We start from the raw sequence: 26,552 nt of genomic DNA, 5'->3' as shown, positions 1-26,552 counted from the left end.
CATTTTGCCAACAGTGAACGAAATGAGAACAAAATTGTCAAGAGCGCCTTGACGGACAAGGAATATGTTCCTCATTTTGAGGTATGGCACACGATCCGATCGACACCTTGGGCAAGGCGACCCGGCACAACATGCTGGTCAAGGCGGAATGCAGTTGTGGGAACGTCCGCTACTGCCGTTCCGTGGATCTCATGATGGTCTATGGCGGTGGCGTCGATCCGTTGAAGCTCAAATTCGACTGCAGTCGTTGCAAGCCTGATATCAAGATCACGCTCCTCGAGGTGCACCCAGAACACCTGCCGAAGAAACTCATGATCCACAAGCCCATGAAAATCGATGGCAAGATCGTCTGGCACACCGAGCGGTTCAGGGGATGACAGATCGGCTGAAAGTCCGCTTCGCCTACCAGCGCGGCTGGCAAGTCGTCGATGAGAACGCCGTCCTGCAAACGTTCGAGACGAAGGAAGCCGCCTTTCAATTTCTCGTCGATCGCGGCGCGCGCGTCTGGCTCGATTGGAGCCGAACAGTCATAGGCGGACGGACAGCGCGATACGACTTTGCGGCCAGCTTTCAAACCGAAAGCGTTGGCCGGATCATGAAGACAACCGACGGTCCGTCCGCCGGCACCTGGTTTTGGTCGTGCTATTCAGGTGGCGCGAGGGGCACTGTCGACACGAAGGATGAAGCCGTCTTCGGTCTCGAGCGCGCCTACACGCGGATTGTGGTCAAGGCTGACTATCCGAAGTAATTGCGCCCAGAAACTGCCCAGATACAAGGCCTAAGCGCCCAGTTTCAGTATAAATAGGCGGTCACAAACAGCACGAAAAAGCCCGGAAATGCGCGGTTTCTGCGGTTTGAACGCTCGTTTACACCGAACATGTCGGAAGTGGTGGGGCAGAGAAAACGCGCAAGTGACACGCGTTTCGAACTCTGCCCCAAAAGTTGACACGGTACATGAGGTAACGTGACACGGCGCATTGATTTCGTTGCGTTCCTAGGAGCCTTCCAAGCTGAATATGCGGGTTCGATTCCCGCTACCCGCTCCAGTTTCCCACTACAAAATCAAGGCAGTAGGGAATAGGGCAGCAGGGCAATATGCAGCACGGCGCCCGCGACCACATACTCCCCTACTGCCCTATTCCCTTACTCCCTTGTCTCGTGCTCTAGCTGTTGAATGCGGACGCAACCTGATGCTGCGGCGGCACCTGTCCGTTCGGCGTCAGCTTGTCGACGATGCCAGGCAAGGCAGCGGACAATTGGTTGAGCACATCCTGCTCGCTCATCCCCGACCTTTGCGCGATCTCGCGAATGATCTGTGGACCCAGCGCATTGCCCAGATCGTTGGCGTTGATCGGCTGGTTTTGCCCAGTGCCGACCCACGAATCCGCGGTATTGCCGTGGCCGGCATTTTTCAGTTTGTCGAGAAGGCCGCCCAGTCCGCCGGCCAGGCCGCCATCGGCGGTAGTGGTCGTCTCGGAAGGGGCTGGTGCGGGGCTTTGATCCTGCTCGGTCTGGTTGGCGCTTTTGCCGCTCAGCATCTTTCCAACCAGCAGCGCGCCGAGCGCAATTAACAGCGGCTTGGCTATGTTCCCGCCGGGAACGGCATTGTCAAACAGTCCCATTGTGGATCTCCATCTCAACATTGCCCGTCCCATCTTCAACAATGGCGCATCCGGGCCGGATTTCAAGCTGTCTTGAGCCTTCCGTAATCATGAATTTCAAGTTGGCTTGAGCTTTGCTTAATGGTGTGGAAGTAATCGGGAGCGGGGAATGGAGAGGAAAATGTCAATATTAAGCTGGATTATCCTCGGCGTCATCGCCGGTTTCTTGGGCAGCAAGATCGTCAACAAGAGCGGGCAAGGCTTGGTGCTCGATATCGTGCTTGGCATCGTCGGCGCGATCGTCGGCGGCCTGATCTTCAGCGCTTTTGGTGCATCAGGCGTCACCGGCCTGAACATCTACAGCCTGATCGTCGCCGTGGTCGGAGCGGTGGTCGTTCTGTGGGCCTATCACCAGTTCTCCGGCAGACGAGCAGTCTAGAACGATCATAGTCGTCAACCGGGTCGCTTCCCGGCTGCCGCCCGTCTACCTCATCCTTTTGAGGATCTCGCGCACCAGCGTGTTGAAGCCGGCGGCGAGCCCTCGCGCGAGGATTGGCCACAATTCATCGAGCAGACGCCTGACGGCTGTTTCGAGGGCCGTGTCGCGACCGGGTCTGACCGGCAGATTGGGCATCGCCCCCATCGCCGCCATCACGTCCTTTCGCAACCGGTCACCGCAGGCTCTCGGGCCGACGACCGACGCATCGAAGGGCAGGCGGGTAAAATCCCATTTTCCGCGCTGCTGGATGCCCAGCGTGCTCTCGACCTCGGCGTGGGAGAGCACCGTCCTGGGCGTGACCTTGATCCGATAGTAGTTGCAGAGCTCGGCGACGACGACGACCAGCGCATCCCACTGTGTTCTTGTCATCGGATAGCGGCCGGCACTGAACGGCCGTTCCTCCGCTCCGGCCATGCAACAGAGCGAGACCCCGATCGAGCCGCTGTTGCAGTTGAGCGTGTGGGCAGCGTATCCCGATTTTACCCTGCCGGAATTGAGCGCAATGGAAGGTCGGCCCCTGACAAGGCCGCCATTGCCCTCGACTAGTATATGATAGGCATCCTTGTCGGTTTCGCCTGCCGAATGCGAGCCGGCCGTCCAATGGCAAACGACCCGCTTCATCGGGACGTTGGGCATCCAGTCCGGCGGCAGTGCCACAGTAAATCCCCGCAACAAATCTGGCGAACGGAATCACTATAATTTCTTTGCGGGAGAATGCGAAAACGAAACGATAATTTGGTTGAGCGTTTCTAACACTTGGCGCTCGGCGGCTACTCTATGGAAGGCCTTGGCCGCCAGGCGGCCAAGTGGATGTCATTTTAGCTATCCGTAACATGTTCTTCATATTGGGGCAGGTCGTCGGTGATCGTGAACCACTTTGCCTTGGAGCCGACAAAGATATGCTCGGTCGGGCGGATGGTCGGCTCATCGACGAGGGTTCCCATCGTGACGTGGACAAAGGCGCCATCGCGCACGACCGAACAAAGCAACGAACCGCATAATTTGCAGTGCACATCATGGTTGGTTTCGCCGCCGAAGATCAGCAGCTTGTCCTCGCCCTTGGTCAGACTCAGCTTCTCCCGCTCGATACCGGCAAACGGCTTGAAGGCCGAGCCAGTCGCGCGCCGGCAATTCGAGCAATGACAGTTCGCGGCGTAGATGAACTCATCTGCCACCGCATAGTGAACGGCTCCGCACAGGCATTTCCCGGTGAGGGCGCGATTGCTGGTATTCTCCTGACTGGTCACCGGTTTCTCCATTGTCAGCCGGGTGCTTCGGTCATAGCCGCAAACTAGGCGACGACGGCCAGCCGGCGTTTGCGCTCGTCGAGCGACACGATGGTCAGCCCGCTGGCCACCACCAGCAGGATGCCGCAGACCGCCAGCGCGTTCGGGAACTGGCCGAACACCACCAGGCCCGAAATGACCGCCCAGACGGTGAAGCAATAGTAGAACGGCGCCACCGCGCTCGTCGGCCCGACGCGATAGGCCATGAAGATGAAGAAATGGCCGAAGATCAGGAACAGCCCGGCGCCGGCGATCAGGAGCAGGTGGCGTGCCTCGGGCACGACCCACTGCTCGGTCGCAAGATGCGCGATGCCCGCGCCGGCCAGCACCACCACGACGGCCGAAATGGCGACGATCATGCCAGGCACCTCTGCGGCGACCTTGCGTCCGGCGAGATCGCGCGCGGCGGCAAGCGCCGCATTGCCGAGCGCCAGCGCTGCATAGACCGAAATGCCTTGCATCGTCGGTTGCGCCACCATGAGCGCGCCGATGAAGCCGAGCCCGATCAGCGCCATGCGCATGCCGCCGATCCGCTCGCCGAACAGGATCGAGGAGCCGACCAACATGAGCAAGGGCGTGATCTGCCCGAGCGCGGTCGAATCGGCGATCTGCATGTTGGCGAGTGCCACCACGTAGCAAAGGATCGCTCCCAGCTCGAGCAGGTTCCTGCGCAGGACCTTTCCGTCGAAGATCTGCGGGATCTGCTTGCTGTAGCCGAGCAGGAGCAAGAGCGGCATGCCCCACAGCGTGGCCGCCATGCCTCGTAGAAACAGCACCTCATAGGGCGGCAGGCCAACGGTCGCGAGCTTCATCATCGTGTCGTTGACCAGATACGACCCGGTCGAAACGATCATGAACAGCGGGCCGCGGATGCCTGTGGGAATGAACTGCATCGGTCGAACAAATCAGACAGATACTACGGCGGCAATGGGCCAGGCTCGGGCTGTGATTCCGGCAAGGGCAGAGGGCAATGCGGCCTTCCACGGGGGCAGGGCGCTTGCCTATTTCATTTCCCGGCCGGCGTTCCTATATCCGCGCCATATCCCCCGAAAATCGGATCATGGGTTCAGACCGGGCGGGAAAGCGCTCAGCCACAAGGCACTTGTGTTTTCCGGCCGTTGTCGCTAATCGCCCCGCATTCGACTGAACTGAAGGTCCAGGCCGTCCAAGGAAAGAGACTATGGCAAAAGGTAAATTCGAGCGCACTAAGCCTCATGTGAACATCGGCACGATTGGTCACGTTGACCATGGCAAGACGTCGCTGACGGCGGCGATCACGAAGTATTTTGGCGAATACAAGCGCTATGACCAGATCGATGCGGCGCCGGAAGAGAAGGCGCGCGGCATCACCATCTCGACGGCGCATGTCGAATACGAGACGGCCAACCGCCACTATGCCCATGTCGACTGCCCCGGCCACGCCGACTATGTCAAGAACATGATCACCGGTGCCGCGCAGATGGACGGCGCGATCCTGGTCGTGTCGGCCGCCGACGGCCCGATGCCGCAGACCCGCGAGCACATCCTGTTGGCCCGTCAGGTCGGCGTGCCGTCGATCGTGGTGTTTTTGAACAAGGTCGACCAGGTCGACGACGCCGAGCTTCTGGAGCTTGTCGAGCTCGAGGTGCGCGAGCTTCTGACCAAGAACGAGTTCCCCGGCGACGACATTCCGATCGTCAAGGGTTCGGCGCTTGCGGCTTTGGAAGATTCCGACAAGAAGATCGGCGAGGACGCGATCCGCGAGCTGATGGCTCAGGTCGACGCCTACATCCCGACGCCGGTTCGTCCGCTCGACAAGCCGTTCCTGATGCCGATCGAGGACGTGTTCTCGATCTCGGGCCGTGGCACGGTTGTGACCGGCCGCGTCGAGCGCGGCGTGGTCAAGGTCGGCGAGGAGCTCGAGATCATCGGCATCCGTCCGACGACCAAGACGACCTGCACGGGTGTTGAGATGTTCCGCAAGCTGCTCGACCAGGGCCAGGCTGGCGACAACATCGGCGCGCTGCTGCGCGGTGTCGACCGTGAAGGTGTCGAGCGCGGCCAGGTTCTGGCCAAGCCGGGCACGGTCAAGCCGCACAAGAAGTTCGTGGCCGAAGCCTACATCCTGACCAAGGACGAGGGTGGCCGTCACACGCCGTTCTTCACCAACTACCGTCCGCAGTTCTACTTCCGCACGACGGACGTGACCGGCATCGTGTCGCTGCCGGCGGGCACCGAGATGGTGATGCCCGGCGACAACATCACGGTCGATGTCGAGCTGATCGTGCCGATCGCCATGGAAGAGAAGCTGCGCTTCGCCATCCGTGAAGGCGGCCGCACCGTCGGTGCCGGCATCGTCGTCACCATCAAAGAGTAATTGGCGCCGGCCTTCGCCGGACCTCGAAACAGAAAGGGCGGTCCTCGGGCCGCCCTTTTTGCGTTGCAGCCTCGTCGAAGCGAGCGCTCGTCATTTCAAAACCTGTTGCAAGCGCCGCCAGCGCATCTAGTATAGGTTGCATCGAGGGGGGCTCGCCCAAATGGTTCGGTGGCGCCGTTTGAATGGCCTGACATGGTGGTCGCTCAGGCTGATCTGCCTGGTGTCGTTCTGTGTCATCGGGCACGCCGCCTTTGCGGCGAATACAAAGAAGCCCACGCCGGATCTTGGTCCGACAATGCGGTTCGTCATCGTCCGCAGCAATGCATCGGGTTGCGAGCCTACCTGCCCGGAATGGATATCGGCGGAAGGCACGATCGAGGCCGGCACGCCGGCGCTGCTCAAACGCACGCTCAAGGCGCTCCGCGGCCGAAAACTGCCTGTTGTCGTGGATTCTCCCGGCGGCCACGTCGAGGCGGCGCTGGCGCTTGGCCGGATGATCCGCAAGAACAAGCTCGATATAGCGGTCGGCAAAACCCGGTTTACCGGTTGCCAGCCCGATGCCAAGGGTTGCAAGGAAAACGACGGCAAGGGCGCCCGCTATTTCGGCAATCCCTATGCCAACGGCGCCATCTGCAATTCGGCCTGTCCATTGATGTTTGCCGGCGGCATCAGGCGCGTTGCCGGGCAGTGGGCCTATCTCGGCGTCCACCAGATCACCACGACCTATATAAGGACGAAATTGCAGTACCGAACCACCTATCGCGTGGTGAGAGGCAAGAAGAAGATCATCGACAAGAAGGTCATCAGCCGCAAGAGCGCCGGCAGCTACAAGACCTACGAGATGAGCAAGGCGGTGGAGAAGAAGCTGGCGGCCTATCTCAAGGAGATGGGCGTCGGCCAAGGCGTGCTCGAAACCATGAAGAACACCCCGGCCAGCGGTATCCAGCAGCTGGTGCCGTACGACATGCTGCAGATGAAGCTCGTCACCAGTCTCGATTCTCTCGACCTGCTGACCACGCCGACCCTATGCAAGGCAGATCCAGTGCCGGCGAATTGCCGGGAAATACCGGCGAACAAGGGCTCTAAGCCGGCCGACGTGCCGACGGCCGAAGCCAAGCCCGATGTTCCTCAGTCGGCTGGGGCCGTGCCTCCAAGGCAAGAGGCGGAGATGCGCTTCGCCCTCGTTCGCGGCAGCAACCCGCTCTGCAATCCCGATTGCCCGGAGTGGATCTCGGCGGAAGGCACGATCACCGCCGGGACCCCTGACAGGCTGCGCCAGTTGCTCGATACCGTCGGCGGGCGAAGGCTGCCCGTGGTGATCAGCTCGCCGGGAGGTGACGTGCTCGGCGCTCTTGCGGCCGGCCGGCTGATCCGCGACCACAAGCTCGACGTTGCCGTCGCCCGAACGGATTTCGTCGATTGTGATCCAGGCGCAGTGGGTTGCGTGGCCAAGGATGACGTCCATGCCGGGCTGGATAGCATCCATGCCGGGCTGGATGGCATCCATGCCGGGCTTACCGTCGATTCAGGTGGCGAATGCAATTCGGCCTGTGCGGTCATGCTCGCCGGCGGTGTCAGGCGCCTTGTCGGCCCCAGTGCGCGCCTCAGCGTTCAATCCGTGGGGCAAGCGCAGAAGGTTGAGGCCTATCTCGACGACATGGCGATTGGCCGGGATCTATTCAGCGCAATTCAGCTTCATTCAGTCCAGCACCAACTCGAACCCGACACGATGCTGAAGTTCGGGCTGACGACCGGACCTCAATCGGTGGACGAGCTGACGGGCGCCACCATCTGTCGGTCGGTGCCGAAGCCTGACAATTGCAGGGTCACGCCATCAGCCAATGCCGAGGCCGCGGCGCCACCGAAGCTATAGCACTGCGCCGACCCGAACTGGCCATCGAGGCAGGTTGAGCCAAGCACGATCCTTCCGCTATCGTCCCTGTCGATCACAGTCGAGGACCGGTGATGCACCAGGACGTCCCGACATTGTTCGAATGGGCCGGCGGCACCGAGGCGCTGAACCGACTGACGCGGACCTTTTACGGCAAGGTGTTTCAGGACCCCATAGTCGGGCCGGTGTTCAAAAACATGTCGCCCGATCATCCTGCCCATGTCGCCGCTTTCATCGGCGAGGTCTTTGGCGGGCCGAAGACCTACAGCGAAAGCCATGGCGGCCACCGCGAGATGGTGATGCATCATCTCGGCAAGCATCTGACCGAGGAACAGCGCCGCCGCTGGATCAACCTTCTCGTCGATGCCGCCGATGAAGTCGGTCTGCCGGGCGATCCGGAATTCCGCTCGGCTCTCATGGCCTATGTCGAGTGGGGGTCGCGGCTGGCCAAGATGAATTCCAACCTTGGCGAGACCTGCGATCCCGAGACCGAACCGATGCCGGCCTGGGGCTGGGGCGTGCCGGGCGGGCCGTACAGACCGAGTGGCGAATAACGGGGCAGGCCAGGGAACACTCTATTTTTACACCGGCTATCCCCGTACGCCGCTCTTTACAGAGCGCGCGGAAGCTTTTAGGAAGCGCCTGCTGCGCCGAAATGCGCACGAATACGGGCATAGCTCAGTTGGTAGAGCGGCGGTCTCCAAAACCGCAGGTCGTAGGTTCGAGCCCTGCTGCCCGTGCCATTTCTGCGAAATGGCAACTTTCTCGAAAAAGCCTGGTTTCAACGCGCCGGCCTTTGAAAATCGGCTGGCGACTTGCCATATAGGCAGAGTTGGGGCATAAGAGCCCTATAGCCGGGACGGGACGACTGGATGGTTCCGAGGCGGCGCTTGGTCATAAAGCGGACACTTGCCACTTGCGTGGATCAAGAATCGGTTTTATGTAGACAGAACAGACACGCGACGCGTGGAGCTGGGAAGCCGGCTTTACGCGTCCGATTTGCATGGGCGAAATGATTGCGCTGATTCGGCGCGGCCATGACGCTCAGGCGGCACGTCCCGGCCAGCGGGATCATCCAGGAGATCCGGTCAACGGGTCTTGAAGACAGAGCGGCACATGGCTTCGAAAACCACAAATCCTTTCGTCTTTCTCCAGCAGGTTCGCTCGGAGACCGCCAAGGTGACTTGGCCGTCGCGCCGCGAAACGATGATCTCGACGGTAATGGTCCTGGCGTTCGCTCTGATCGCGATGATCTTTTTCTTCACCGCCGATCAGCTCATGGGCATCGCGGTCGAGCAGATTCTGGGCATTGGACGCTAAGTCCGGCGATTACGGAGAAGTCTTGAGATGACTGCGCGGTGGTACATCGTCCACGCCTATTCGAACTTTGAAAAGAAGGTCGCCGAGGATATCGAGAACAAGGCCAAGCAGAAGGGCCTGTCCGCCGACATCGAGCAGATCGTGGTGCCGACCGAGAAGGTTGTCGAGATCCGCCGCGGTCGTAAGGTCGATGCCGAGCGCAAGTTCTTCCCGGGCTATGTGCTGTTGAAGGCCAATTTGACCGATGCGGTGTTCTCGCTGGTGAAGAACACGCCGAAGGTCACCGGCTTCCTGGGCGACTCGAAGCCGGTGCCGATCACCGAAGCCGAGGCCCAGCGCATCCTGAACCAGGTGCAGGAAGGCGTCGAGCGGCCCAAGCCCTCGGTCACGTTCGAGATCGGCGAGGCGATCCGTGTTTCGGATGGTCCGTTCGCCTCGTTCAACGGTTTCGTCCAGGAAGTGGACGAGGAGCGGGCGCGGCTCAAGGTGGAAGTTTCGATCTTCGGGCGCGCTGTGCCCGTCGATCTCGAATTCGGACAGGTCGAAAAGGGCTGATCCGAAATCCTTGCCGCCGCTGGCGGCAGGGGAGGCGGCGCGGAAAATCGCGCGGCCGGAACGGGTGGGAGGCGAATGTGGCTTTAGCCGGCCGCGCGAACCGCACCACCAGACTGCAACCGCCGGTGTTTCCCCGATAGTGGGGCCGGCATGAGAAAAGGCAGGAATAGAGATGGCTAAGAAAGTTGCAGGCCAGCTCAAGCTCCAGGTTGCCGCGGGCTCGGCTACGCCGTCGCCCCCGATCGGCCCGGCGCTTGGTCAGCGCGGCATCAACATCATGGAGTTCTGCAAGGCGTTCAACGCGCAGACCCAGGAAATGGAAAAGGGCTCGCCGATCCCGGTCGTCATCACCTACTACCAGGACAAGTCGTTCACCTTCGTCATGAAGACGCCGCCGGTGAGCTACTTCCTGAAGAAGGCCGCGAACCTGAAGTCGGGCTCGAAGGAGCCGGGCAAGGTCAAGGCCGGCACGATCGGCCGCGACAAGGTGCGCGCCATCGCCGAGCAGAAGATGAAGGATTTGAACGCCAACGACGTCGAGGCGGCCATGCGCATGGTCGAGGGCTCCGCCCGTTCGATGGGCCTGGAAGTGGTGGGCTGAGATCATGGCAAAGATTGCAAAACGCGTATCGAAGACCCGCGAGGGCATTGATCCCAACAAGGCTTATGCGCTGAGTGAAGCGCTGAAGCTGCTCAAGGATCGTTCCTCGGTGAAGTTCGACGAGACCATCGAAGTCGCCATGAACCTCGGCGTCGACCCGCGCCATGCCGACCAGATGGTCCGCGGCGTGGTCAACCTGCCGAACGGCACCGGCCGCTCGGTCCGCGTCGCCGTGTTCGCACGTGGCGACAAGGCCGAGGAAGCCAAGGCCGCCGGCGCTGATATCGTTGGCGCCGAGGATCTGGTCGAGATCGTCCAGAAGGGCACGATCGACTTCGATCGCTGCATCGCTACGCCGGACATGATGCCGCTGGTCGGCCGTCTGGGCAAGGTGCTCGGCCCGCGCGGCATGATGCCGAACCCTAAGGTCGGCACCGTCACCACCGACGTTGCCGCCGCCGTCAAGGCATCGAAGGGCGGCGCCGTCGAGTTCCGCGTCGAGAAGGCCGGCATCGTTCAGGCTGGCGTCGGCAAGGTCTCGTTCGACGTCAAGGCGCTGGAAGAAAACGTCCGCGCCTTCACTGACGCGGTGAACAAGGCAAAGCCTGCTGGCGCCAAGGGCAACTACGTCAAGAAGGTGTCGGTCACCTCGACGATGGGCCCGGGCCTCAAGCTCGACGTCTCGACGCTCGCAGCGTCCTGATACGAATTACCAGGATCGGACCCTAAAGGACTGATCCGAAAAAGAATTCCGGGCCTCCGACCTGTCGGCGGCCCGGTACCGGAAGTCGGAAGGCTTCCGGACATCCTGTCCGAGATTGCAGGCGGCCCTAAAGCCTTAATTCATGTAGGCCTGCATGAGACGGGTGAAGACCGGACAACGGAGCCACAAGCTCCAATGAAAGGTTCGAACCGTGTTTGCCTTTTGTCTGCGCATCGCCGGCTTGGCCGTAGATGTGGCGAAAGGGGGCAGGATCCTCGAGCGTCGTTCGGGAGATCCGTTACTGGATGGCCCGGCCGGCAAAAGGCAACCCGACGCCTGTCCTCGTGAAAAGGGCAGGGGTCAACTGGAGATAGGCAGTGGACAGAGCGGAAAAACGCGAACTCGTCACGGGCCTGAATGATGCGTTTTCAAGCGCTGGTTCAGTCGTCGTGGCCCACTACGCCGGTATCACCGTCGCGCAAATGAACGACCTCAGGTCGAAAATGCGCGCCGCCGGTGGCACCGTCAAAGTCGCGAAGAACCGTCTCGCCAAAATCGCTCTTCAGGGCACGGACTCCGCATCGATCATCGATCTGTTCAAGGGACAGACGCTGATCGCTTATTCGGAGGATCCGATTGCGGCGCCGAAGGTCGCGTCCGATTTCGCCAAGGGAAATGACAAGCTCGTCATTCTCGGCGGCGCAATGGGCACCACCTCGCTCAACGCCGACGGTGTGAAGGCACTCGCCACACTTCCGTCGCTCGATGAGTTGCGCGCCAGGCTGGTTGGCATGATCGCCACGCCGGCAACCCGGATCGCCCAGATCGTCAATGCGCCTGCGGCTTCGGTCGCGCGCGTCATCGGCGCTTACGCCCGGAAGGACGAGGCGGCATGAGGCCGTTCCTCGCTATCACAAACACACGTTCGAACCTTATGAAGGAATATTCAAATGGCTGATCTGGCAAAGATCGTAGACGACCTTTCGAAGCTGACCGTCCTCGAGGCGGCCGAGCTGTCGAAGCTTCTGGAAGAAAAGTGGGGCGTTTCCGCCGCTGCTCCGGTGGCGGTTGCCGCTGCCGGCGGTGCTGCGGCCGCTGCTGCTCCGGCCGAGGAAAAGACGGAATTCGACGTCGTCCTCACCGAGGCGGGCGCCCAGAAGATCAACGTCATCAAGGAAGTCCGCGCCATCACCGGTCTTGGCCTCAAGGAAGCCAAGGACCTGGTCGAAGCGGCTCCGAAGCCGGTCAAGGAAGGCGTTTCCAAGGCCGACGCCGACAAGTTCAAGGCGCAGCTCGAAGCTGCCGGCGCCAAGGTCGACTTGAAGTAAGCGTTGTCTAAAGAGGCGGGCGGCCTCGCGCCGTCCGCCACTCCCTTCGTGTGAGGGGAGGCCGCGTAACGCGAGATGTACGAAAACCTCTTTCCTGAGGGCCGGAAAACGGCCTTCAGGAAACGGGTTTTCTCCCGTTTTAGCCGACCGCCGACAGGCGGCCGGAGAGCTGATTGAAAGGCCGCCGCCGAGGTGGCCGAGAATGCAAGGCGAACCGCGGCGAGGTTCGTCCCGAGTTTAGAGCTAAGGAGCGACGATGGCCCAGACCCAGACTTTCAATGGCCGCAGACGCGTACGCAAGTTCTTCGGAAAGATCCCGGAAGTTGCGGAGATGCCGAACCTGATCGAGGTTCAGAAGGCATCCTATGACCAGTTCCTGATGGTGGACGAGCCCAAGGGCGGGCGTCCTGACGAGGGACTGCAGGCCGTTTTCAAGTCGGTCTTCCCGATCTCCGATTTTTCCGGCTCCTCGATGCTGGAGTTCGTAAAGTACGAGTTCGAAGGACCGAAATTCGACGTTGACGAATGCCGTCAGCGCGACCTGACTTATGCCGCGCCGCTGAAGGTGACGCTGCGCCTCATCGTGTTCGATATCGACGAGGATACCGGCGCGAAGTCGATCAAGGACATCAAGGAGCAGGACGTCTACATGGGCGACATGCCGCTCATGACCTTGAACGGCACCTTCATCGTCAACGGCACCGAGCGCGTCATCGTCTCGCAGATGCACCGTTCGCCGGGCGTCTTCTTCGACCATGATAAGGGCAAGTCGCACTCGTCCGGCAAGCTTTTGTTTGCCGCGCGCGTCATTCCTTATCGCGGCTCCTGGCTCGACATCGAATTCGACTCGAAGGACGTCGTGCACGCCCGCATCGATCGCCGCCGCAAGATTCCGGTGACGTCGCTGCTGATGGCGCTCGGCATGGACGGCGAGGAGATCCTGTCGACCTTCTATAACAAGATCACCTACAAGCGCGCCGGCGACCACTGGCGCATTCCCTTCAACGTCGAGCGTTTCCGCGGCCTCAAGGCCGTCGGTGACCTGGTCGATGCCGACACCGGCGAAGTCGTCGTCGAGGCGGGCAAGAAGATCACTGCCCGCCAGGCCAGGGCGCTGGGCGAAAAGGGTCTGAAGGCGATCAAGGCGACAGACGAGGATCTGCTCGGCAACTATCTTGCCGAGGATATCGTCAACTACGCCACCGGCGAGATCTTCCTCGAAGCCGGCGACGAGATCGACGAAAAGACCCTGAAGGTGCTGCTCGGCACCGGCGAGGACGAGATCAAGGTTCTCGACATCGACCACGTCAATGTCGGCGCCTATATCCGCAACACGCTCAACGTCGACAAGAACGAGAGCCGCCAGGACGCGCTGTTCGACATCTACCGCGTCATGCGCCCCGGCGAGCCGCCGACACTCGAGACCGCCGAAGCCATGTTCAACTCGCTGTTCTTCGACAGCGAGCGCTATGATTTGTCGGCCGTCGGCCGCGTCAAGATGAACATGCGCCTCGAGCTCAAGGCCGAGGATACCGTGCGCGTGTTGCGCAAGGACGACATCCTGGCCGTGGTCAAGACGCTGGTCGAACTGCGCGACGGCAAGGGTGAGATCGACGACATCGACAATCTCGGCAATCGCCGCGTGCGCTCGGTCGGCGAGCTGATGGAAAACCAGTACCGCGTCGGCCTGCTGCGCATGGAGCGCGCGATCAAGGAGCGTATGTCCTCGATCGAGATCGACACGGTGATGCCGCAGGACCTGATCAACGCCAAGCCGGCGGCCGCCGCCGTGCGCGAGTTCTTCGGTTCCTCGCAGCTGTCGCAGTTCATGGATCAGACCAACCCGCTGTCTGAGATCACCCACAAGCGCCGCCTTTCGGCGCTTGGACCGGGCGGTCTGACCCGCGAGCGCGCCGGCTTCGAGGTGCGCGACGTGCACCCGACGCATTACGGCCGCATCTGCCCGATCGAGACGCCGGAAGGCCCGAATATCGGCCTGATCAACTCGCTGGCCACGTTTGCGCGCGTCAACAAGTACGGCTTCATCGAGAGCCCGTACCGCAAGATCGTCAACGGCAAGCTGACCAATGAAGTCGTCTATCTCTCGGCGATGGAAGAGGCCAAGCACCACGTCGCGCAGGCCAATGCCGAGCTCGACAAGAACGGTGGTTTCGTCGACGAATTCGTCATTTGCCGTAACGCCGGCGAAGTGATGATGGCGCCGCGCGAAAACGTCGATCTGATGGACGTCTCGCCAAAGCAGATGGTGTCGGTGGCAGCTGCCCTGATCCCGTTCCTCGAGAATGACGACGCCAACCGTGCGCTGATGGGCTCGAACATGCAGCGTCAAGCCGTGCCGCTGGTGCGCGCCGAGGCGCCGTTCGTCGGCACCGGCATGGAGCCGATCGTCGCCCGTGACTCGGGCGCCGCCATCGGTGCTCGTCGCGGCGGCGTCGTCGACCAGGTGGACGCGACGCGTATCGTCATTCGCGCCACGGAAGATCTCGATCCCGGCAAGTCCGGCGTCGACATCTACCGGCTGATGAAGTTCCAGCGTTCGAACCAGAACACCTGCATCAACCAACGTCCGCTGGTGCGTATGGGCGACCGGGTCAACAAGGGCGACATCATCGCCGACGGTCCATCGACCGAGCTTGGCGATCTGGCGCTCGGCCGCAACGTGCTGGTCGCGTTCATGCCGTGGAACGGCTACAACTACGAGGACTCCATCCTCTTGTCCGAGCGCATCGTCGCCGATGACGTCTTCACCTCGATCCACATCGAGGAGTTCGAGGTCATGGCGCGCGATACCAAGCTCGGCCCGGAGGAAATCACGCGCGACATCCCGAACGTGTCGGAAGAAGCGCTGAAGAACCTCGACGAAGCCGGCATCGTCTATATCGGCGCGGAAGTGCAGCCGGGCGACATCCTGGTCGGCAAGATCACGCCGAAGGGCGAAAGCCCGATGACACCGGAAGAAAAGCTGCTGCGCGCCATCTTCGGCGAAAAGGCGTCTGACGTGCGCGACACCTCCATGCGCATGCCTCCGGGCACTTTCGGCACCGTCGTCGAAGTACGCGTCTTCAACCGTCACGGCGTCGAGAAGGACGAGCGTGCCATGGCGATCGAGCGCGAGGAGATCGAACGCCTCGCCAAGGACCGCGACGACGAGCAGGCGATCCTCGACCGCAACGTCTATTCGCGCCTGTCCGACGTTCTCGTCGGCAAGGAAGCGATTGCCGGGCCGAAGGGGTTCAAGAAGGGCTCGAAGCTGTCGAAGGACACGCTGGACGAGTATCCGCGTTCGCAGTGGTGGCAGTTTGCCGTGGAGAACGAAAAGCTCCAGAGCGAACTGGAAGCGCTGCGTGGCCAGTACGACGATTCCAAGAAGGCGCTCGAACAGCGCTTCATGGACAAGGTCGAGAAGGTGCAGCGCGGCGACGAAATGCCTCCGGGCGTCATGAAGATGGTCAAGGTCTTCGTGGCCGTGAAGCGCAAGATGCAGCCTGGCGACAAGATGGCTGGCCGGCACGGCAACAAGGGTGTCGTGTCGCGGATCGTTCCGGTCGAGGACATGCCTTTCCTCGAGGATGGCACGCATGCCGATATCGTGCTCAACCCGCTGGGTGTGCCGAGCCGCATGAATGTCGGCCAGATCCTGGAAACGCATCTGGGCTGGGCTTGCGCCGGAATGGGCAGGAAGATCGGCGATCTCATCGACGCGTACAAGACGGCCGGCGACATCAAGCCGCTGCGCAAGACGCTCGAGAGCTTCATGCCGGCCAATGACCGCAACGAGCCGATCCGCGAATATGACGACGAGAGCATCGTTCGCCTCAGCGAGCAGATGCGTCGCGGTGTCTCCATCGCGACACCGGTGTTCGACGGCGCGCACGAGGCTGACATCAACATCATGCTGGAGCAGGCGGGCCTGCACACCAGCGGTCAGTCGCAGCTCTATGACGGACGTACCGGCGAGCCGTTCGATCGTAAGGTGACGATGGGCTACATATATATGCTCAAGCTTCACCATCTTGTGGACGACAAGATCCACGCGCGTTCGATCGGACCGTACTCGCTCGTTACCCAGCAGCCGCTGGGTGGCAAGGCGCAGTTCGGCGGCCAGCGCTTCGGCGAAATGGAGGTCTGGGCGCTCGAGGCGTACGGTGCCGCCTACACGCTGCAGGAGATGCTGACGGTGAAGTCGGACGACGTCGCCGGCCGCACCAAGGTCTACGAGGCGATCGTCAGAGGCGACGACACGTTCGAGGCCGGCATTCCCGAGAGCTTCAACGTTCTGGTCAAGGAAATGCGGTCTCTCGGCCTCAATGTCGAACTGGAGAACACCAAGCTCGACGACAACCCTGTCCGGCTGCCCGACGCGGCCGAGTAAACAAGACGACCTCTCGCGGGAGAAGGCTCCCGCGAGAGGTCGCACCAATTCTTCGGCCGATGGCCGATCAAGTCGGCGGGCGTTTGGCCCGCGCTAGATGCAAGGGGTTTTCGAGGACCCCGAAAAGGAGAACGGCATGAACCAAGAGGTCATGAATCTCTTCAATCCACAGGCGCCGGCGCAGGTGTTCGATTCCATCCGGATTTCGCTCGCCAGCCCTGAGAAGATTCTGTCCTGGTCGTTCGGCGAGATCAAGAAGCCGGAGACCATCAACTACCGCACCTTCAAGCCGGAGCGTGACGGCCTGTTCTGCGCGCGCATTTTCGGCCCGATCAAGGACTATGAGTGCCTGTGCGGCAAGTACAAGCGCATGAAGTACAAGGGCGTCATCTGCGAGAAGTGCGGCGTCGAAGTCACGCTGTCGCGCGTCCGTCGCGAGCGCATGGGCCATATCGAGCTCGCTGCGCCGGTGGCCCATATCTGGTTCCTGAAGTCGCTGCCCTCGCGCATCGGCACGCTGCTCGACATGACGCTGAAGGACATCGAGCGCGTTCTCTACTTCGAGAACTACATCGTCACCGAGCCCGGCCTCACCGCGCTGAAGGAGCACCAGCTCCTCAGCGAGGAAGAGTACATGCTCGCCGTCGACGAATATGGCGAGGATAGCTTCACCGCCATGATCGGCGCTGAGGCCATTCACGACCTTCTGGCCGGCATGGATCTGGAGAAGATCGCCGGCGACCTGCGTTCGGAGCTGGCTTCGACCACGTCCGAGCTGAAGCAGAAGAAGTATCTGAAGCGGCTCAAGGTCGTCGAGAACTTCATGGAGTCCGGCAACCGTCCGGAATGGATGATCATGAAGGTGGTTCCGGTGATCCCGCCGGACCTGCGCCCGCTTGTCCCGCTGGACGGCGGCCGCTTCGCCACGTCCGACCTCAACGATCTCTATCGCCGCGTCATCAACCGCAACAACCGCCTGAAGCGGCTGATCGAGCTGCGCGCCCCCGGCATCATCGTGCGCAATGAAAAGCGCATGCTGCAGGAAGCCGTCGATGCGCTGTTCGACAACGGCCGCCGCGGCCGGGTCATCACCGGCGCCAACAAGCGTCCGCTGAAGTCGCTGTCCGACATGCTCAAGGGCAAGCAGGGCCGGTTCCGCCAGAACCTGCTCGGCAAGCGCGTCGACTATTCCGGCCGCTCGGTCATCGTGACCGGTCCGGAGCTCAAGCTGCACCAGTGCGGCCTGCCGAAGAAGATGGCGCTCGAACTGTTCAAGCCCTTCATCTACGCCCGCCTCGACGCCAAGGGTTATTCCTCGACCGTCAAGCAGGCCAAGAAGCTGGTCGAGAAGGAGCGTCCGGAGGTCTGGGATATCCTCGACGAGGTCATCCGCGAGCATCCGGTGCTGTTGAACCGCGCGCCGACGCTGCACCGCCTCGGCATCCAGGCGTTCGAGCCGATCTTGATCGAAGGCAAGGCGATCCAGCTGCACCCGCTGGTCTGCACGGCCTTCAACGCCGACTTCGATGGCGACCAGATGGCGGTTCACGTGCCGCTGTCGCTGGAAGCGCAATTGGAAGCCCGCGTGCTGATGATGTCGACCAACAACATCCTGCACCCGGCTTCCGGCGCGCCGATCATCGTGCCGTCGCAGGACATGGTTCTCGGTCTCTACTATCTCTCGATCGTCAATCAGAACGAGCCGGGCGAAGGCATGGTGTTTGCCGACATGGGCGAACTCCAGCATGCGCTGGAGACCAAGGCGGTCACGCTGCACGCCAAGATCAAGGGCCGCTTCCGCACGGTCGACGCCGAAGGCAATGTCGTGTCGAAGATCCATGACACCACGCCCGGCCGCATGATCATCGGCGAACTTTTGCCGAAGAACGTCAACGTGCCTTACGAGACGGCCAACCAGGAGATGACCAAGAAGAACATCTCCAAGATGATCGACACCGTCTACCGCCATTGCGGTCAGAAGGAGACGGTCATTTTCTGCGACCGCATCATGGCCCTCGGCTTCAGCCACGCTTGCCGCGCCGGCATCTCGTTCGGCAAGGACGACATGCTGATCCCGGACGCCAAGATCAAGCTGGTCTCCGACACCGAGGCCTTGGCCAAGGAATACGAGCAGCAGTACAATGACGGCCTGATTACGCAGGGCGAGAAGTACAACAAGGTCGTCGACGCCTGGGCCAAGTGCTCGGAAAAGGTCGCCGACGAGATGATGGCCCGCATCAAGGCGGTCGAGTTCGAGGACAATGGCCGTCAAAAGCCGATGAACTCGATCTACATGATGTCGCACTCCGGTGCGCGCGGCTCGCCCACCCAGATGCGCCAGCTCGCCGGCATGCGCGGCCTGATGGCCAAGCCGTCTGGTGAAATCATCGAGACGCCGATCATCTCGAACTTCAAGGAAGGCCTGACCGTGCTCGAGTACTTCAACTCGACCCACGGCGCCCGCAAGGGTCTGGCCGACACCGCCTTGAAGACGGCGAACTCGGGTTACCTCACCCGTCGTCTGGTCGACGTGGCGCAGGACTGCATCGTCAACTCGCTCGACTGCGGCACCGACAAGGGCCTCACCATGCAGCCGATCGTCGATGCCGGCCAGGTCGTCGCTTCCGTCGGCCAGCGCGTTCTCGGTCGTACGTCGCTCGACGACATCACTCATCCGGTGTCGGGCGAGGTTCTGGTCAAGGCCGGAACGTTGATGGATGAGCGCGACGTTGAGCAGATCGAAAAGGCCGGCGTGCAGTCGGTCCGCATCCGCTCGGCGCTGACCTGCGAGGTCAGGGTCGGCGTCTGCGCGGTCTGCTACGGACGCGACCTGGCGCGCGGCACCCCGGTCAACCAGGGCGAAGCCGTCGGCGTCATCGCGGCGCAGTCGATCGGCGAGCCGGGCACCCAGCTCACCATGCGTACCTTCCATATGGGCGGCACGGCGCAGGTGGTGGATAGCTCGTTCCTTGAAGCCTCGTATGAGGGCAAGGTCGAGATCCGTAACCGCAACGTGGTGCGCAACTCCGACGGCCAGCAGATGGTCATGGGTCGCAACATGGCGGTCCTGATCCTCGACGAAGCCGGCAAGGAGCGCGCCACGCACCGCGTCACCTATGGTTCGCGCATCTTCGTGGACGATGGCGACAAGGTGAAGCGCGGCCAGCGCATCGCCGAGTGGGATCCTTATACCCGCCCGATCCTCACCGAAATCGAGGGCAAGGTGGCGTTCGAGGATCTGGTCGACGGCATTTCCGTTCAGGAAACGGCCGACGAATCGACCGGCATCACCAAGCGCGAGGTCATCGACTGGCGCTCGACGCCACGCGGCAACGACTTGAAGCCGGCGATCGTCGTCCAGGACGCCAAGGGCAAGGTCGGCAAGCTGTCGAAGGGCGGCGACGCCCGCTTCCTGCTCTCGGTCGAGGCCATTCTTTCGGTCGAGCCGGGTGCGCATGTGAAGCCCGGCGACGTGTTGGCGCGTATTCCGATGGAAAGCGCCAAGACTAAGGACATCACCGGCGGTCTGCCGCGTGTTGCCGAACTGTTCGAGGCACGCCGTCCGAAGGATCACGCCATCATCGCCGAGATCGACGGTACGATCCGCTTCGGCCGCGACTACAAGAACAAGCGCCGCATCATCATCGAGCCGCATGACTCGACGCTTGAGCCGGTCGAATACCTGATCCCGAAGGGCAAGCCGTTCCATCTCCAGGACGGCGACGTCATCGAGAAGGGCGACTACATCCTCGACGGCAATCCGGCGCCGCACGACATCCTGGCGATCAAGGGCGTGGAGGCGCTTGCCTCCTACCTCGTTAACGAGATCCAGGAGGTCTACCGCCTGCAGGGCGTGTCGATCAACGACAAGCACATCGAGGTGATCGTTCGCCAGATGCTGCAGAAGGTCGAGATCACCACGCAGGGCGATTCGACCTACATCCCGGGCGACCACGTCGACGTGATCGAGTTGGAAGAGGTCAACGAGCGCCTGATCGAGGACGGCAAGAAGCCGGCCGAAGGCCAGCCGGTGCTCTTGGGCATCACCAAGGCCTCGCTGCAGACGCCGTCCTTCATCTCGGCCGCCTCCTTCCAGGAGACGACCAGGGTGCTCACCGAAGCTGCGGTTGCCGGCAAGACCGACATGCTGCAGGGCCTGAAGGAAAACGTCATCGTCGGCCGGCTGATCCCGGCCGGCACCGGCGGCACGATGAGCGCGATCCGGCGCATCGCCACCTCGCGCGACGAGCTCATCATCGACGAGCGCCGCAAGGCCTCGGGCGTCGAGGTCGCCGAGCCGATGCTGACCGACATGGTCACCGCCGCGCAGTAAGCGCGGGATGAAAGAGAAGAAGGAAAGGGGCCCAAGCGGCCCCTTTTCGCATTTTGGTTCCTCATCAGATCGAGAAGGACATGAGCAAGAAGATTTGGACGGCGGTCGACGACTACATCGTTTCCTCTCTCTTCGAAGCGGACCCCGTGCTTGACGCGGTGCTCGCGGCAAACCGCGACGAGGGTCTGCCGGCCATCGACGTCTCGGCCGCGCAAGGCAAGCTGTTGTCGCTTCTGGTGCGCATCGGCGGCGCGAGGAAGGTGCTGGAGGTCGGCACGCTTGGCGGCTACTCGACCATCTGGATGGCAAGGGGATTGCCCGCCGACGGCAAGATCGTGACTCTCGAACTCGACCCGCATCATGCCAGGGTCGCGCGGTCGAACTTCGAGCGGACAGGGGTCTCGGACCGGGTGGACCTACGCACCGGTCCGGCGCTTCAGTCGCTCGCCGCGCTGGGCAGCGAAAACGCCGGTCCGTTCGACCTGATCTTCATCGACGCCGATAAGCCGAACAACCCGAACTATCTGTCATGGGCCATGCGGCTGTCGCGGCCGGGAACGGTCATCGTCTGTGACAATGTCATCCGCGACGGCACGGTGCTTAATGACGATGGCCGTGACGCCTATGTCGAAGGCGCACGCGCGGCGTTCTCGTTCATCGGCGGTGACAAGAGGCTGGACGGCACTGCCATCCAGACAGTCGGCGCCAAGGGCTATGACGGTTTTGCTATCGCGATCGTCGAGTGAACTTTTGCGGGGAGCGGCCGGACCTGCGATCCGGCCGTCGCCCGCTGATCAATCGAAGAATGCCTCGACCACATTGCGCTTGCCGAGCATGAAGGCGTCGGCGACATGCTGGAGCGGGGCGAGGTCGACGTCCGAGGTTCCGGCGCGCACGATCTCGGCAAAGCGCTTGTAGAGCATCGGATATTCCGCTTCCGGCTCGTCATGAACGACCTTGCCGTCGACGGCGAGCTTCGAGCCGCCGCCGGAAAGCACCATCTGGCCCTTGTCGGTCTCGGCCACGATGTCCCAGCTCTGTGGGCCGGTCTGGAGCCAGTCGAGTTCCATCGTCACCGACAACCCATCGGAGGTGCGGAAAGTGACGTGAGCGGCGACCGGGGAGGCGCGGTTTTCGGGAAAATCCAAAACCGCCGACGTGATGAACATCGCCGGCAGGATGTGGGTCGCGATCGACAGTGCATTGATGCCGGGATCGAAGACGCCGAAGCCGCCCGGCGCCCAGATCCATTCCTGGTTCGGATGCCAGCGGCGGACGTCTTCCTTCCAGACGATCGCGGCCGATTTGATTTTGGCCGAGCCGAGGAAAGCGCGTGCGGCCTCGACCGCCGGCGCATAGCGCGAGTGCCAGCTGGCGAACAGCGAAACGTCATTCGCCGCCGCCAGCGTCTTCAGATCCTCGACCTCGCTGACTGTGGCGCCCGGCGGCTTTTCCAGGAAGACATGCTTCTTCGCCGCCAGCGCCGTCCGCGCCGCATCGTAGCGGAATTGCGGCGGCATGCAGAGCGATACCGCCTCAAGCTCCGGCACCGCCTCGAGCATCGCCTCGACGGTCGGAAAATTCGGAATGCCGTCGACCTTGCCGTGCCGGCTGGCGGCAGCGGTCAGACGATAGTCCTTGTCCTTCGCCAGGGTTGGAAGGTGCTGGTCGCGAACGATCTTGCCCACGCCGACGATGCCGATCTTGATGGGGTCGTTATTCCTGGACATGGGGGCTCCGGCGATTGGAAAGGTGCTGCTAGCAGAGATTGGTTCTTAGCAGAGAACCGATGCCGGGCAAGCCTCGACGCAGGCGGCTGCTGCAGCGGCTCGCCCCTTGCCTGCCGCCCAGATCGGTTCTGCATCAGAGCGGCACGTCGAAGGTGACGATCGAGACTTCGCCTTCGAGCGCGCCTTGGTAGGCCGACAGATGCGGCTCGTCGTCGGGGACGCCCTCCATGTCGCCGATCTGGTCGAGCTCGGCCTCGGCATAGCCTTCGGCCGCAAGCGATTCGAGGGTGCGCCGCACCGCCGAATCGTCGTCGGGCGCGACCAGCATGACGTGCACGCCTTCCGGCTTGCCGCCTTTTCTTTTCCACACCCGGCCGGTGATGATGGTGACCGGGCGTTCCTCATTGTCGTTCACGGACCGATTCCTCTGTATAGGTTTGGCGGGTAGGGGATTGCGCCGTTCATGCCGCTTTTTCGCATGAAGCATGGCCGCATGACAGCCAAAACCCGGTCACTTTCTTCCCAGCTCTTGCAAAATGGCGAAAGAAAATTACATGCGTTTTTCGCATGGCTGCCAAGCCTTCGTTGGCGTGCAATATTTGGCGCTCCGGGGTTGACGGACAACAGGCTTGCGAGTAGAAGCCGCCCAGTCAGAACCGATGTGAGGCTCTCCCTTCCGAAGCGACACGCTTTGGAGTTTGCCTCAAACAGGGTTCGTTTTACGAGCGAAAAGACATTTCCGGCGTGCATGAAGCGGTCTCCGCTTCCTCTGCCATTTGTTCGGGCAAGACCGCGAGGCGCGGTTTGTGGCCCGAATTTGCGTATGGAAATGACGCTTTGAGCGGCCCTGACCGGGCGAGACACGGAATTGAGAGACAAGAGGGTTTAATGCCTACCGTCAACCAGCTGATCCGCAAGCCGCGCATTGCGCCGGTGAAGCGCAACAAGGTCCCGGCCATGCAGCAGAACCCGCAGAAGCGGGGCGTCTGTACGCGCGTCTACACCACGACGCCGAAGAAGCCGAACTCGGCGCTGCGCAAGGTGGCCAAGATCCGCCTGACCAATGGTTTTGAAGTGATCGGTTACATCCCCGGCGAAGGCCACAACCTTCAGGAACACTCCGTGGTGATGATCCGCGGCGGCCGCGTCAAGGATCTTCCGGGCGTGCGCTACCATATCATTCGCGGCGTGCTCGACACGCAAGGCGTGAAGAACCGCAAGCAGCGCCGTTCGAAATACGGTGCCAAGCGTCCGAAGTAAGGTTTTCCGGCTTCGGCGCTTTTTTGACTGCGCCGGGCTATGAGAGATTGAGAGACAAAAGCCATGTCCCGTCGTCACAGTGCAGAAAAGCGTGAGATCAATCCGGACCCGAAGTTCGGCGATCTGATCGTCACCAAGTTCATGAACGCCGTCATGTATGACGGCAAGAAGTCGGTTGCTGAGACCATCGTCTATGGCGCGCTCGACCAGGTCCAGTCGAAGACCAAGCAGGAGCCGGTCACCGTCTTCCATCAGGCGCTCGACAATGTCGCGCCGCATGTGGAAGTGCGTTCGCGTCGCGTCGGCGGCGCCACCTACCAGGTTCCGGTCGACGTGCGCCCCGAGCGCCGTCAGGCGCTGGCCATCCGCTGGCTGATCGCTGCCGCCCGCAACCGCAATGAGACCACCATGGTCGACCGCCTCTCTGGCGAGCTGATGGACGCGGCCAACAACCGCGGCACCGCCGTCAAGAAGCGTGAAGACACCCACAAGATGGCAGAAGCCAACCGCGCCTTCGCGCACTACCGCTGGTAAAGCGCGAACGAGACTGAGAGGCAGCTACGATGGCCCGCGAATATAAAATCGAAGACTACCGCAATTTCGGTATCATGGCGCATATCGACGCCGGCAAGACGACGACCACCGAGCGCGTCCTCTATTACACGGGCAAGTCGCACAAGATCGGCGAAGTCCATGACGGCGCTGCCACCATGGACTGGATGGAGCAGGAACAGGAACGCGGCATCACCATCACGTCGGCCGCAACCACGACCTTCTGGAAGGGTCGTGACGGCAAGATGTACCGCTTCAACATTATCGACACCCCCGGCCACGTTGACTTCACCATTGAGGTCGAGCGTTCGCTGCGCGTGCTCGACGGCGCCATTGCGCTGCTCGATGCCAATGCCGGTGTTGAGCCGCAGACGGAAACCGTCTGGCGCCAAGCCGACAAGTACCGCGTGCCGCGCATGATCTTCTGCAACAAGATGGACAAGATCGGCGCCGACTTCTACCGCTCGGTCGAGATGATCGGTTCGCGCCTCGGTGCGCATGCCGTCGTCATGCAGCTGCCGATCGGCGCCGAGACAGAGTTCAAGGGCGTCGTCGACCTCGTTGAGATGAACGCGCTGGTCTGGCGCGACGAAACGCTGGGCGCTGCCTGGGACGTCGTAGAGATCCCGGCCGACCTCAAGGCCCGTGCCGAGGAATATCGCGAGAAGATGATCGAGGCCGCCGTCGAAATGGACGAGACGGCGCTTGAGAATTACCTCGAAGGCAAGATGCCGAGCAACGATGAGATCCGCGCGCTGATCCGCAAGGGTACCATCGCGGTCAAGTTCTATCCGATGTTCTGTGGCTCGGCCTTCAAGAACAAGGGCGTCCAGCCGCTGCTCGACGCCGTCGTCGAATATCTGCCGTCGCCGGCCGATGTTCCAGCCATCAAGGGCGTTGATGCCAAGACCGACGCCGAGATCGAGCGTCACGCCGACGACAACGAGCCGCTGTCGATGCTCGCCTTCAAGATCATGAACGACCCGTTCGTCGGTTCGCTGACCTTTGCCCGCATCTATTCGGGCAAGCTCACCAAGGGCATTTCGCTCGACAACACGGTCAAGGGCAAGAAGGAGCGCATCGGCCGCATGCTGCAGATGCATGCGAATTCGCGCGCCGACGTCGAAGAGGCTTTTGCCGGCGACATCGTCGCTCTTGCCGGTCTTAAGGACACGACCACCGGCGACACGCTCAGCGATCCGCTGCATCCGGTCATCCTCGAGCGCATGGAATTCCCAGACCCGGTCATCCAGATCGCGATCGAGCCGAAGACCAAGAACGACCAGGAGAAGATGGGCCTCGCCCTTCACCGCCTGGCCGCCGAGGATCCGTCCTTCCGCGTCAAGACCGACGAGGAATCGGGCCAGACCATCATCTCCGGCATGGGTGAGCTTCACCTCGACATTATCGTCGACCGCATGCGTCGCGAGTTCAAGGTCGAGGCCAATGTCGGCGCGCCACAGGTGGCCTATCGCGAGACGATCACCCGCAAGCACGAGCAGGACTACACGCACAAGAAGCAGACCGGCGGTACCGGTCAGTTCGCCCGCGTCAAGCTCCTCTTCGAGCCGAATCCGGAAAGCAGCGAATTCGAGTTCGAATCGAAGATCGTTGGCGGTGCCGTGCCGAAGGAATACATCCCTGGCGTCGAAAAGGGCATCAACAGCGTCATGACCTCGGGTCCGTTCGCGGGCTTCCCGATGATCGGCGTCAAGGCGACGCTCATCGACGGCGCCTACCACGACGTCGACTCCTCGGTGCTCGCCTTCGAAATCGCCGGCCGCGCCTGCTTCCGCGAAGCGGCGCCCAAGCTTGGCGTGCAATTGCTCGAGCCGATCATGAAGGTCGAGGTGGTGACGCCGGAAGACTATGTCGGCAGCGTCATTGGCGATCTGAACGGTCGTCGTGGCCAGATCCAGGGCCAGGAAGCCCGCGGCGTGGCCGTGGTCATCAACGCGATGGTGCCGCTGGCCAACATGTTCAAGTACGTCGACAACCTGCGCTCGATGAGCCAAGGCCGTGCGGCTTACACGATGCAGTTCGACCATTACGAGCCGGTGCCGACCGCGGTCGCCCAGGAAGTCCAAAAGAAATACGCGTAACTCGAAAGAGCTGCCGCGGTAACGCAATTCAAAGCCCGCATG

The 26,552-nt window shown here is 61.8% G+C and carries 24 protein-coding genes and 1 tRNA gene; 19 read left to right on the top strand and 6 right to left on the bottom strand.

The window, feature by feature from the left end; translation table 11 throughout:
* Nucleotides 1–83: 83 nt before the first annotated feature.
* A complete protein-coding gene (locus tag OHD62_RS17210; protein WP_263784060.1) occupies nt 84–377 on the top strand; it encodes a hypothetical protein in 294 nt (97 codons plus the stop codon).
* Complete coding sequence (locus tag OHD62_RS17205; protein WP_263784059.1) at nt 374–748, top strand: hypothetical protein; 375 nt, start codon at nt 374–376, stop codon at nt 746–748. The genes OHD62_RS17210 and OHD62_RS17205 overlap by 4 nt, the downstream gene beginning before the upstream one ends.
* 415 nt (nt 749–1,163) lie before the next feature.
* Here the strand turns inward: OHD62_RS17205 and OHD62_RS17200 are convergent, their stop codons facing one another.
* Nucleotides 1,164–1,622, bottom strand: coding sequence for a YidB family protein (locus tag OHD62_RS17200; protein WP_263784058.1), 459 nt, complete (start codon nt 1,620–1,622; stop codon nt 1,164–1,166).
* Between the two features lie 160 nt (nt 1,623–1,782).
* Here OHD62_RS17200 and OHD62_RS17195 point away from each other — a divergent pair, with 160 nt between their 5' ends.
* A complete protein-coding gene (locus OHD62_RS17195) occupies nt 1,783–2,040 on the top strand; it encodes a GlsB/YeaQ/YmgE family stress response membrane protein (protein ID WP_263784057.1) in 258 nt (85 codons plus the stop codon).
* 45 nt (nt 2,041–2,085) lie between these two features.
* Here OHD62_RS17195 and OHD62_RS17190 read toward each other — a convergent pair whose 3' ends face one another.
* From OHD62_RS17190 to OHD62_RS17180, 3 genes are all read right to left on the bottom strand, one after another.
* A complete protein-coding gene (locus OHD62_RS17190; protein ID WP_263784056.1) occupies nt 2,086–2,757 on the bottom strand; it encodes an N-acetylmuramoyl-L-alanine amidase in 672 nt (223 codons plus the stop codon).
* 161 nt (nt 2,758–2,918) lie between these two features.
* Entirely contained in the window at nt 2,919–3,359 is a 441-nt protein-coding gene (locus OHD62_RS17185; RefSeq protein ID WP_263784055.1) for a GFA family protein, read from the bottom strand.
* 32 nt (nt 3,360–3,391) lie between these two features.
* Complete coding sequence (locus tag OHD62_RS17180) at nt 3,392–4,279, bottom strand: DMT family transporter (RefSeq protein ID WP_263784054.1); 888 nt, start codon at nt 4,277–4,279, stop codon at nt 3,392–3,394.
* Nucleotides 4,280–4,566: 287 nt separating this feature from the next.
* Here OHD62_RS17180 and tuf point away from each other — a divergent pair, with 287 nt between their 5' ends.
* The 13 genes from tuf to OHD62_RS17115 all read left to right on the top strand — a co-directional run bounded on the left by tuf (nt 4,567) and on the right by OHD62_RS17115 (nt 21,612).
* Nucleotides 4,567–5,742 carry an elongation factor Tu gene (tuf, locus tag OHD62_RS17175; RefSeq protein ID WP_263784038.1) on the top strand — a complete coding sequence of 392 codons (1,176 nt, stop codon included), beginning with the start codon at nt 4,567–4,569 and terminating at the stop codon, nt 5,740–5,742.
* 160 nt (nt 5,743–5,902) lie between these two features.
* Nucleotides 5,903–7,615, top strand: a complete 1,713-nt coding sequence (locus tag OHD62_RS17170; RefSeq protein WP_263784053.1) for a hypothetical protein — start codon at nt 5,903–5,905, stop codon at nt 7,613–7,615.
* 92 nt (nt 7,616–7,707) lie between these two features.
* Complete coding sequence (locus OHD62_RS17165; RefSeq protein WP_263784052.1) at nt 7,708–8,187, top strand: group II truncated hemoglobin; 480 nt, start codon at nt 7,708–7,710, stop codon at nt 8,185–8,187.
* A gap of 113 nt (nt 8,188–8,300) precedes the next feature.
* A tRNA-Trp gene (locus OHD62_RS17160) sits at nt 8,301–8,376 on the top strand.
* Between the two features lie 373 nt (nt 8,377–8,749).
* Nucleotides 8,750–8,953, top strand: coding sequence for a preprotein translocase subunit SecE (gene secE / locus OHD62_RS17155; protein WP_107653084.1), 204 nt, complete (start codon nt 8,750–8,752; stop codon nt 8,951–8,953).
* A 27-nt stretch (nt 8,954–8,980) separates the two neighbouring features.
* Complete coding sequence (nusG, locus tag OHD62_RS17150; RefSeq protein WP_006333333.1) at nt 8,981–9,508, top strand: transcription termination/antitermination protein NusG; 528 nt, start codon at nt 8,981–8,983, stop codon at nt 9,506–9,508.
* 172 nt (nt 9,509–9,680) lie between these two features.
* The gene (rplK, locus tag OHD62_RS17145; protein ID WP_006202140.1) at nt 9,681–10,109 is read left to right on the top strand and encodes a 50S ribosomal protein L11; all 429 of its coding nucleotides are present in this window, start codon (nt 9,681–9,683) and stop codon (nt 10,107–10,109) included.
* A 4-nt stretch (nt 10,110–10,113) separates the two neighbouring features.
* Nucleotides 10,114–10,812 (top strand): 50S ribosomal protein L1, encoded by a 699-nt coding sequence (rplA, locus tag OHD62_RS17140; protein WP_263784051.1) that lies wholly within the window; start codon nt 10,114–10,116, stop codon nt 10,810–10,812.
* A gap of 377 nt (nt 10,813–11,189) precedes the next feature.
* Nucleotides 11,190–11,708, top strand: coding sequence for a 50S ribosomal protein L10 (gene rplJ, locus OHD62_RS17135; RefSeq protein WP_263784050.1), 519 nt, complete (start codon nt 11,190–11,192; stop codon nt 11,706–11,708).
* Between the two features lie 54 nt (nt 11,709–11,762).
* The gene (rplL, locus tag OHD62_RS17130) at nt 11,763–12,140 is read left to right on the top strand and encodes a 50S ribosomal protein L7/L12 (protein WP_008875658.1); all 378 of its coding nucleotides are present in this window, start codon (nt 11,763–11,765) and stop codon (nt 12,138–12,140) included.
* Nucleotides 12,141–12,396: 256 nt separating this feature from the next.
* Entirely contained in the window at nt 12,397–16,533 is a 4,137-nt protein-coding gene (gene rpoB, locus OHD62_RS17125; RefSeq protein ID WP_263784049.1) for a DNA-directed RNA polymerase subunit beta, read from the top strand.
* Between the two features lie 136 nt (nt 16,534–16,669).
* Entirely contained in the window at nt 16,670–20,866 is a 4,197-nt protein-coding gene (gene rpoC, locus OHD62_RS17120; protein WP_263784048.1) for a DNA-directed RNA polymerase subunit beta', read from the top strand.
* 80 nt (nt 20,867–20,946) lie between these two features.
* The gene (locus tag OHD62_RS17115; protein ID WP_263784047.1) at nt 20,947–21,612 is read left to right on the top strand and encodes an O-methyltransferase; all 666 of its coding nucleotides are present in this window, start codon (nt 20,947–20,949) and stop codon (nt 21,610–21,612) included.
* A gap of 48 nt (nt 21,613–21,660) precedes the next feature.
* Here the strand turns inward: OHD62_RS17115 and OHD62_RS17110 are convergent, their stop codons facing one another.
* Together OHD62_RS17110 and OHD62_RS17105 are read right to left on the bottom strand one after the other, a co-directional pair.
* Entirely contained in the window at nt 21,661–22,596 is a 936-nt protein-coding gene (locus tag OHD62_RS17110) for a Gfo/Idh/MocA family protein (protein ID WP_263784045.1), read from the bottom strand.
* 133 nt (nt 22,597–22,729) lie between these two features.
* Nucleotides 22,730–23,011, bottom strand: coding sequence for a transcriptional regulator (locus OHD62_RS17105; RefSeq protein WP_097577466.1), 282 nt, complete (start codon nt 23,009–23,011; stop codon nt 22,730–22,732).
* A gap of 473 nt (nt 23,012–23,484) precedes the next feature.
* On the opposite strand from OHD62_RS17105, the gene rpsL reads away from it, so the two are divergent.
* The 3 genes from rpsL to fusA all read left to right on the top strand — a co-directional run bounded on the left by rpsL (nt 23,485) and on the right by fusA (nt 26,510).
* On the top strand, nt 23,485–23,856 hold the full coding sequence (gene rpsL / locus OHD62_RS17100) for a 30S ribosomal protein S12 (RefSeq protein WP_006333356.1): 372 nt from the start codon (nt 23,485–23,487) through the stop codon (nt 23,854–23,856).
* Nucleotides 23,857–23,919: 63 nt separating this feature from the next.
* Nucleotides 23,920–24,390: a 30S ribosomal protein S7 gene (gene rpsG, locus OHD62_RS17095; RefSeq protein WP_008875664.1), complete on the top strand. Its 471-nt coding sequence runs from the start codon at nt 23,920–23,922 to the stop codon at nt 24,388–24,390.
* A 29-nt stretch (nt 24,391–24,419) separates the two neighbouring features.
* Nucleotides 24,420–26,510 carry an elongation factor G gene (fusA, locus tag OHD62_RS17090; RefSeq protein WP_263784040.1) on the top strand — a complete coding sequence of 697 codons (2,091 nt, stop codon included), beginning with the start codon at nt 24,420–24,422 and terminating at the stop codon, nt 26,508–26,510.
* The last annotated feature ends 42 nt before the right edge of the window (nt 26,511–26,552 follow it).

The organism is Mesorhizobium sp. YC-39, from assembly GCF_025753795.1.
Taxonomy (GTDB): Bacteria; Pseudomonadota; Alphaproteobacteria; order Rhizobiales; family Rhizobiaceae; genus Mesorhizobium.
The sequence above is the reverse complement of the archived record's forward strand: the minus strand, read 5'-3'. Positions and strand labels throughout refer to the sequence as shown.

Excerpts from the sequence above, each read along its gene's own strand:
- OHD62_RS17195 (WP_263784057.1), top strand. The coding sequence starts at position 1,783 with ATGTCAATATTAAGCTGGATTATCCTCGGCGTCATCGCCGGTTTCTTG.
- OHD62_RS17170 (WP_263784053.1), top strand. The coding sequence starts at position 5,903 with ATGGTTCGGTGGCGCCGTTTGAATGGCCTGACATGGTGGTCGCTCAGG.
- tuf (WP_263784038.1), top strand. The coding sequence starts at position 4,567 with ATGGCAAAAGGTAAATTCGAGCGCACTAAGCCTCATGTGAACATCGGC.
- fusA (WP_263784040.1), top strand. The coding sequence starts at position 24,420 with ATGGCCCGCGAATATAAAATCGAAGACTACCGCAATTTCGGTATCATG.
- OHD62_RS17165 (WP_263784052.1), top strand. The coding sequence starts at position 7,708 with ATGCACCAGGACGTCCCGACATTGTTCGAATGGGCCGGCGGCACCGAG.
- rpoB (WP_263784049.1), top strand. The coding sequence starts at position 12,397 with ATGGCCCAGACCCAGACTTTCAATGGCCGCAGACGCGTACGCAAGTTC.
- OHD62_RS17210 (WP_263784060.1), top strand. The coding sequence starts at position 84 with ATGGCACACGATCCGATCGACACCTTGGGCAAGGCGACCCGGCACAAC.
- rpsG (WP_008875664.1), top strand. The coding sequence starts at position 23,920 with ATGTCCCGTCGTCACAGTGCAGAAAAGCGTGAGATCAATCCGGACCCG.
- secE (WP_107653084.1), top strand. The coding sequence starts at position 8,750 with ATGGCTTCGAAAACCACAAATCCTTTCGTCTTTCTCCAGCAGGTTCGC.
- rplA (WP_263784051.1), top strand. The coding sequence starts at position 10,114 with ATGGCAAAGATTGCAAAACGCGTATCGAAGACCCGCGAGGGCATTGAT.
- OHD62_RS17180 (WP_263784054.1), bottom strand. The coding sequence starts at position 4,279 with ATGCAGTTCATTCCCACAGGCATCCGCGGCCCGCTGTTCATGATCGTT.
- OHD62_RS17115 (WP_263784047.1), top strand. The coding sequence starts at position 20,947 with ATGAGCAAGAAGATTTGGACGGCGGTCGACGACTACATCGTTTCCTCT.
- rpsL (WP_006333356.1), top strand. The coding sequence starts at position 23,485 with ATGCCTACCGTCAACCAGCTGATCCGCAAGCCGCGCATTGCGCCGGTG.
- OHD62_RS17185 (WP_263784055.1), bottom strand. The coding sequence starts at position 3,359 with ATGGAGAAACCGGTGACCAGTCAGGAGAATACCAGCAATCGCGCCCTC.
- nusG (WP_006333333.1), top strand. The coding sequence starts at position 8,981 with ATGACTGCGCGGTGGTACATCGTCCACGCCTATTCGAACTTTGAAAAG.
- rplL (WP_008875658.1), top strand. The coding sequence starts at position 11,763 with ATGGCTGATCTGGCAAAGATCGTAGACGACCTTTCGAAGCTGACCGTC.
- rpoC (WP_263784048.1), top strand. The coding sequence starts at position 16,670 with ATGAACCAAGAGGTCATGAATCTCTTCAATCCACAGGCGCCGGCGCAG.
- OHD62_RS17205 (WP_263784059.1), top strand. The coding sequence starts at position 374 with ATGACAGATCGGCTGAAAGTCCGCTTCGCCTACCAGCGCGGCTGGCAA.
- OHD62_RS17200 (WP_263784058.1), bottom strand. The coding sequence starts at position 1,622 with ATGGGACTGTTTGACAATGCCGTTCCCGGCGGGAACATAGCCAAGCCG.
- rplK (WP_006202140.1), top strand. The coding sequence starts at position 9,681 with ATGGCTAAGAAAGTTGCAGGCCAGCTCAAGCTCCAGGTTGCCGCGGGC.
- OHD62_RS17110 (WP_263784045.1), bottom strand. The coding sequence starts at position 22,596 with ATGTCCAGGAATAACGACCCCATCAAGATCGGCATCGTCGGCGTGGGC.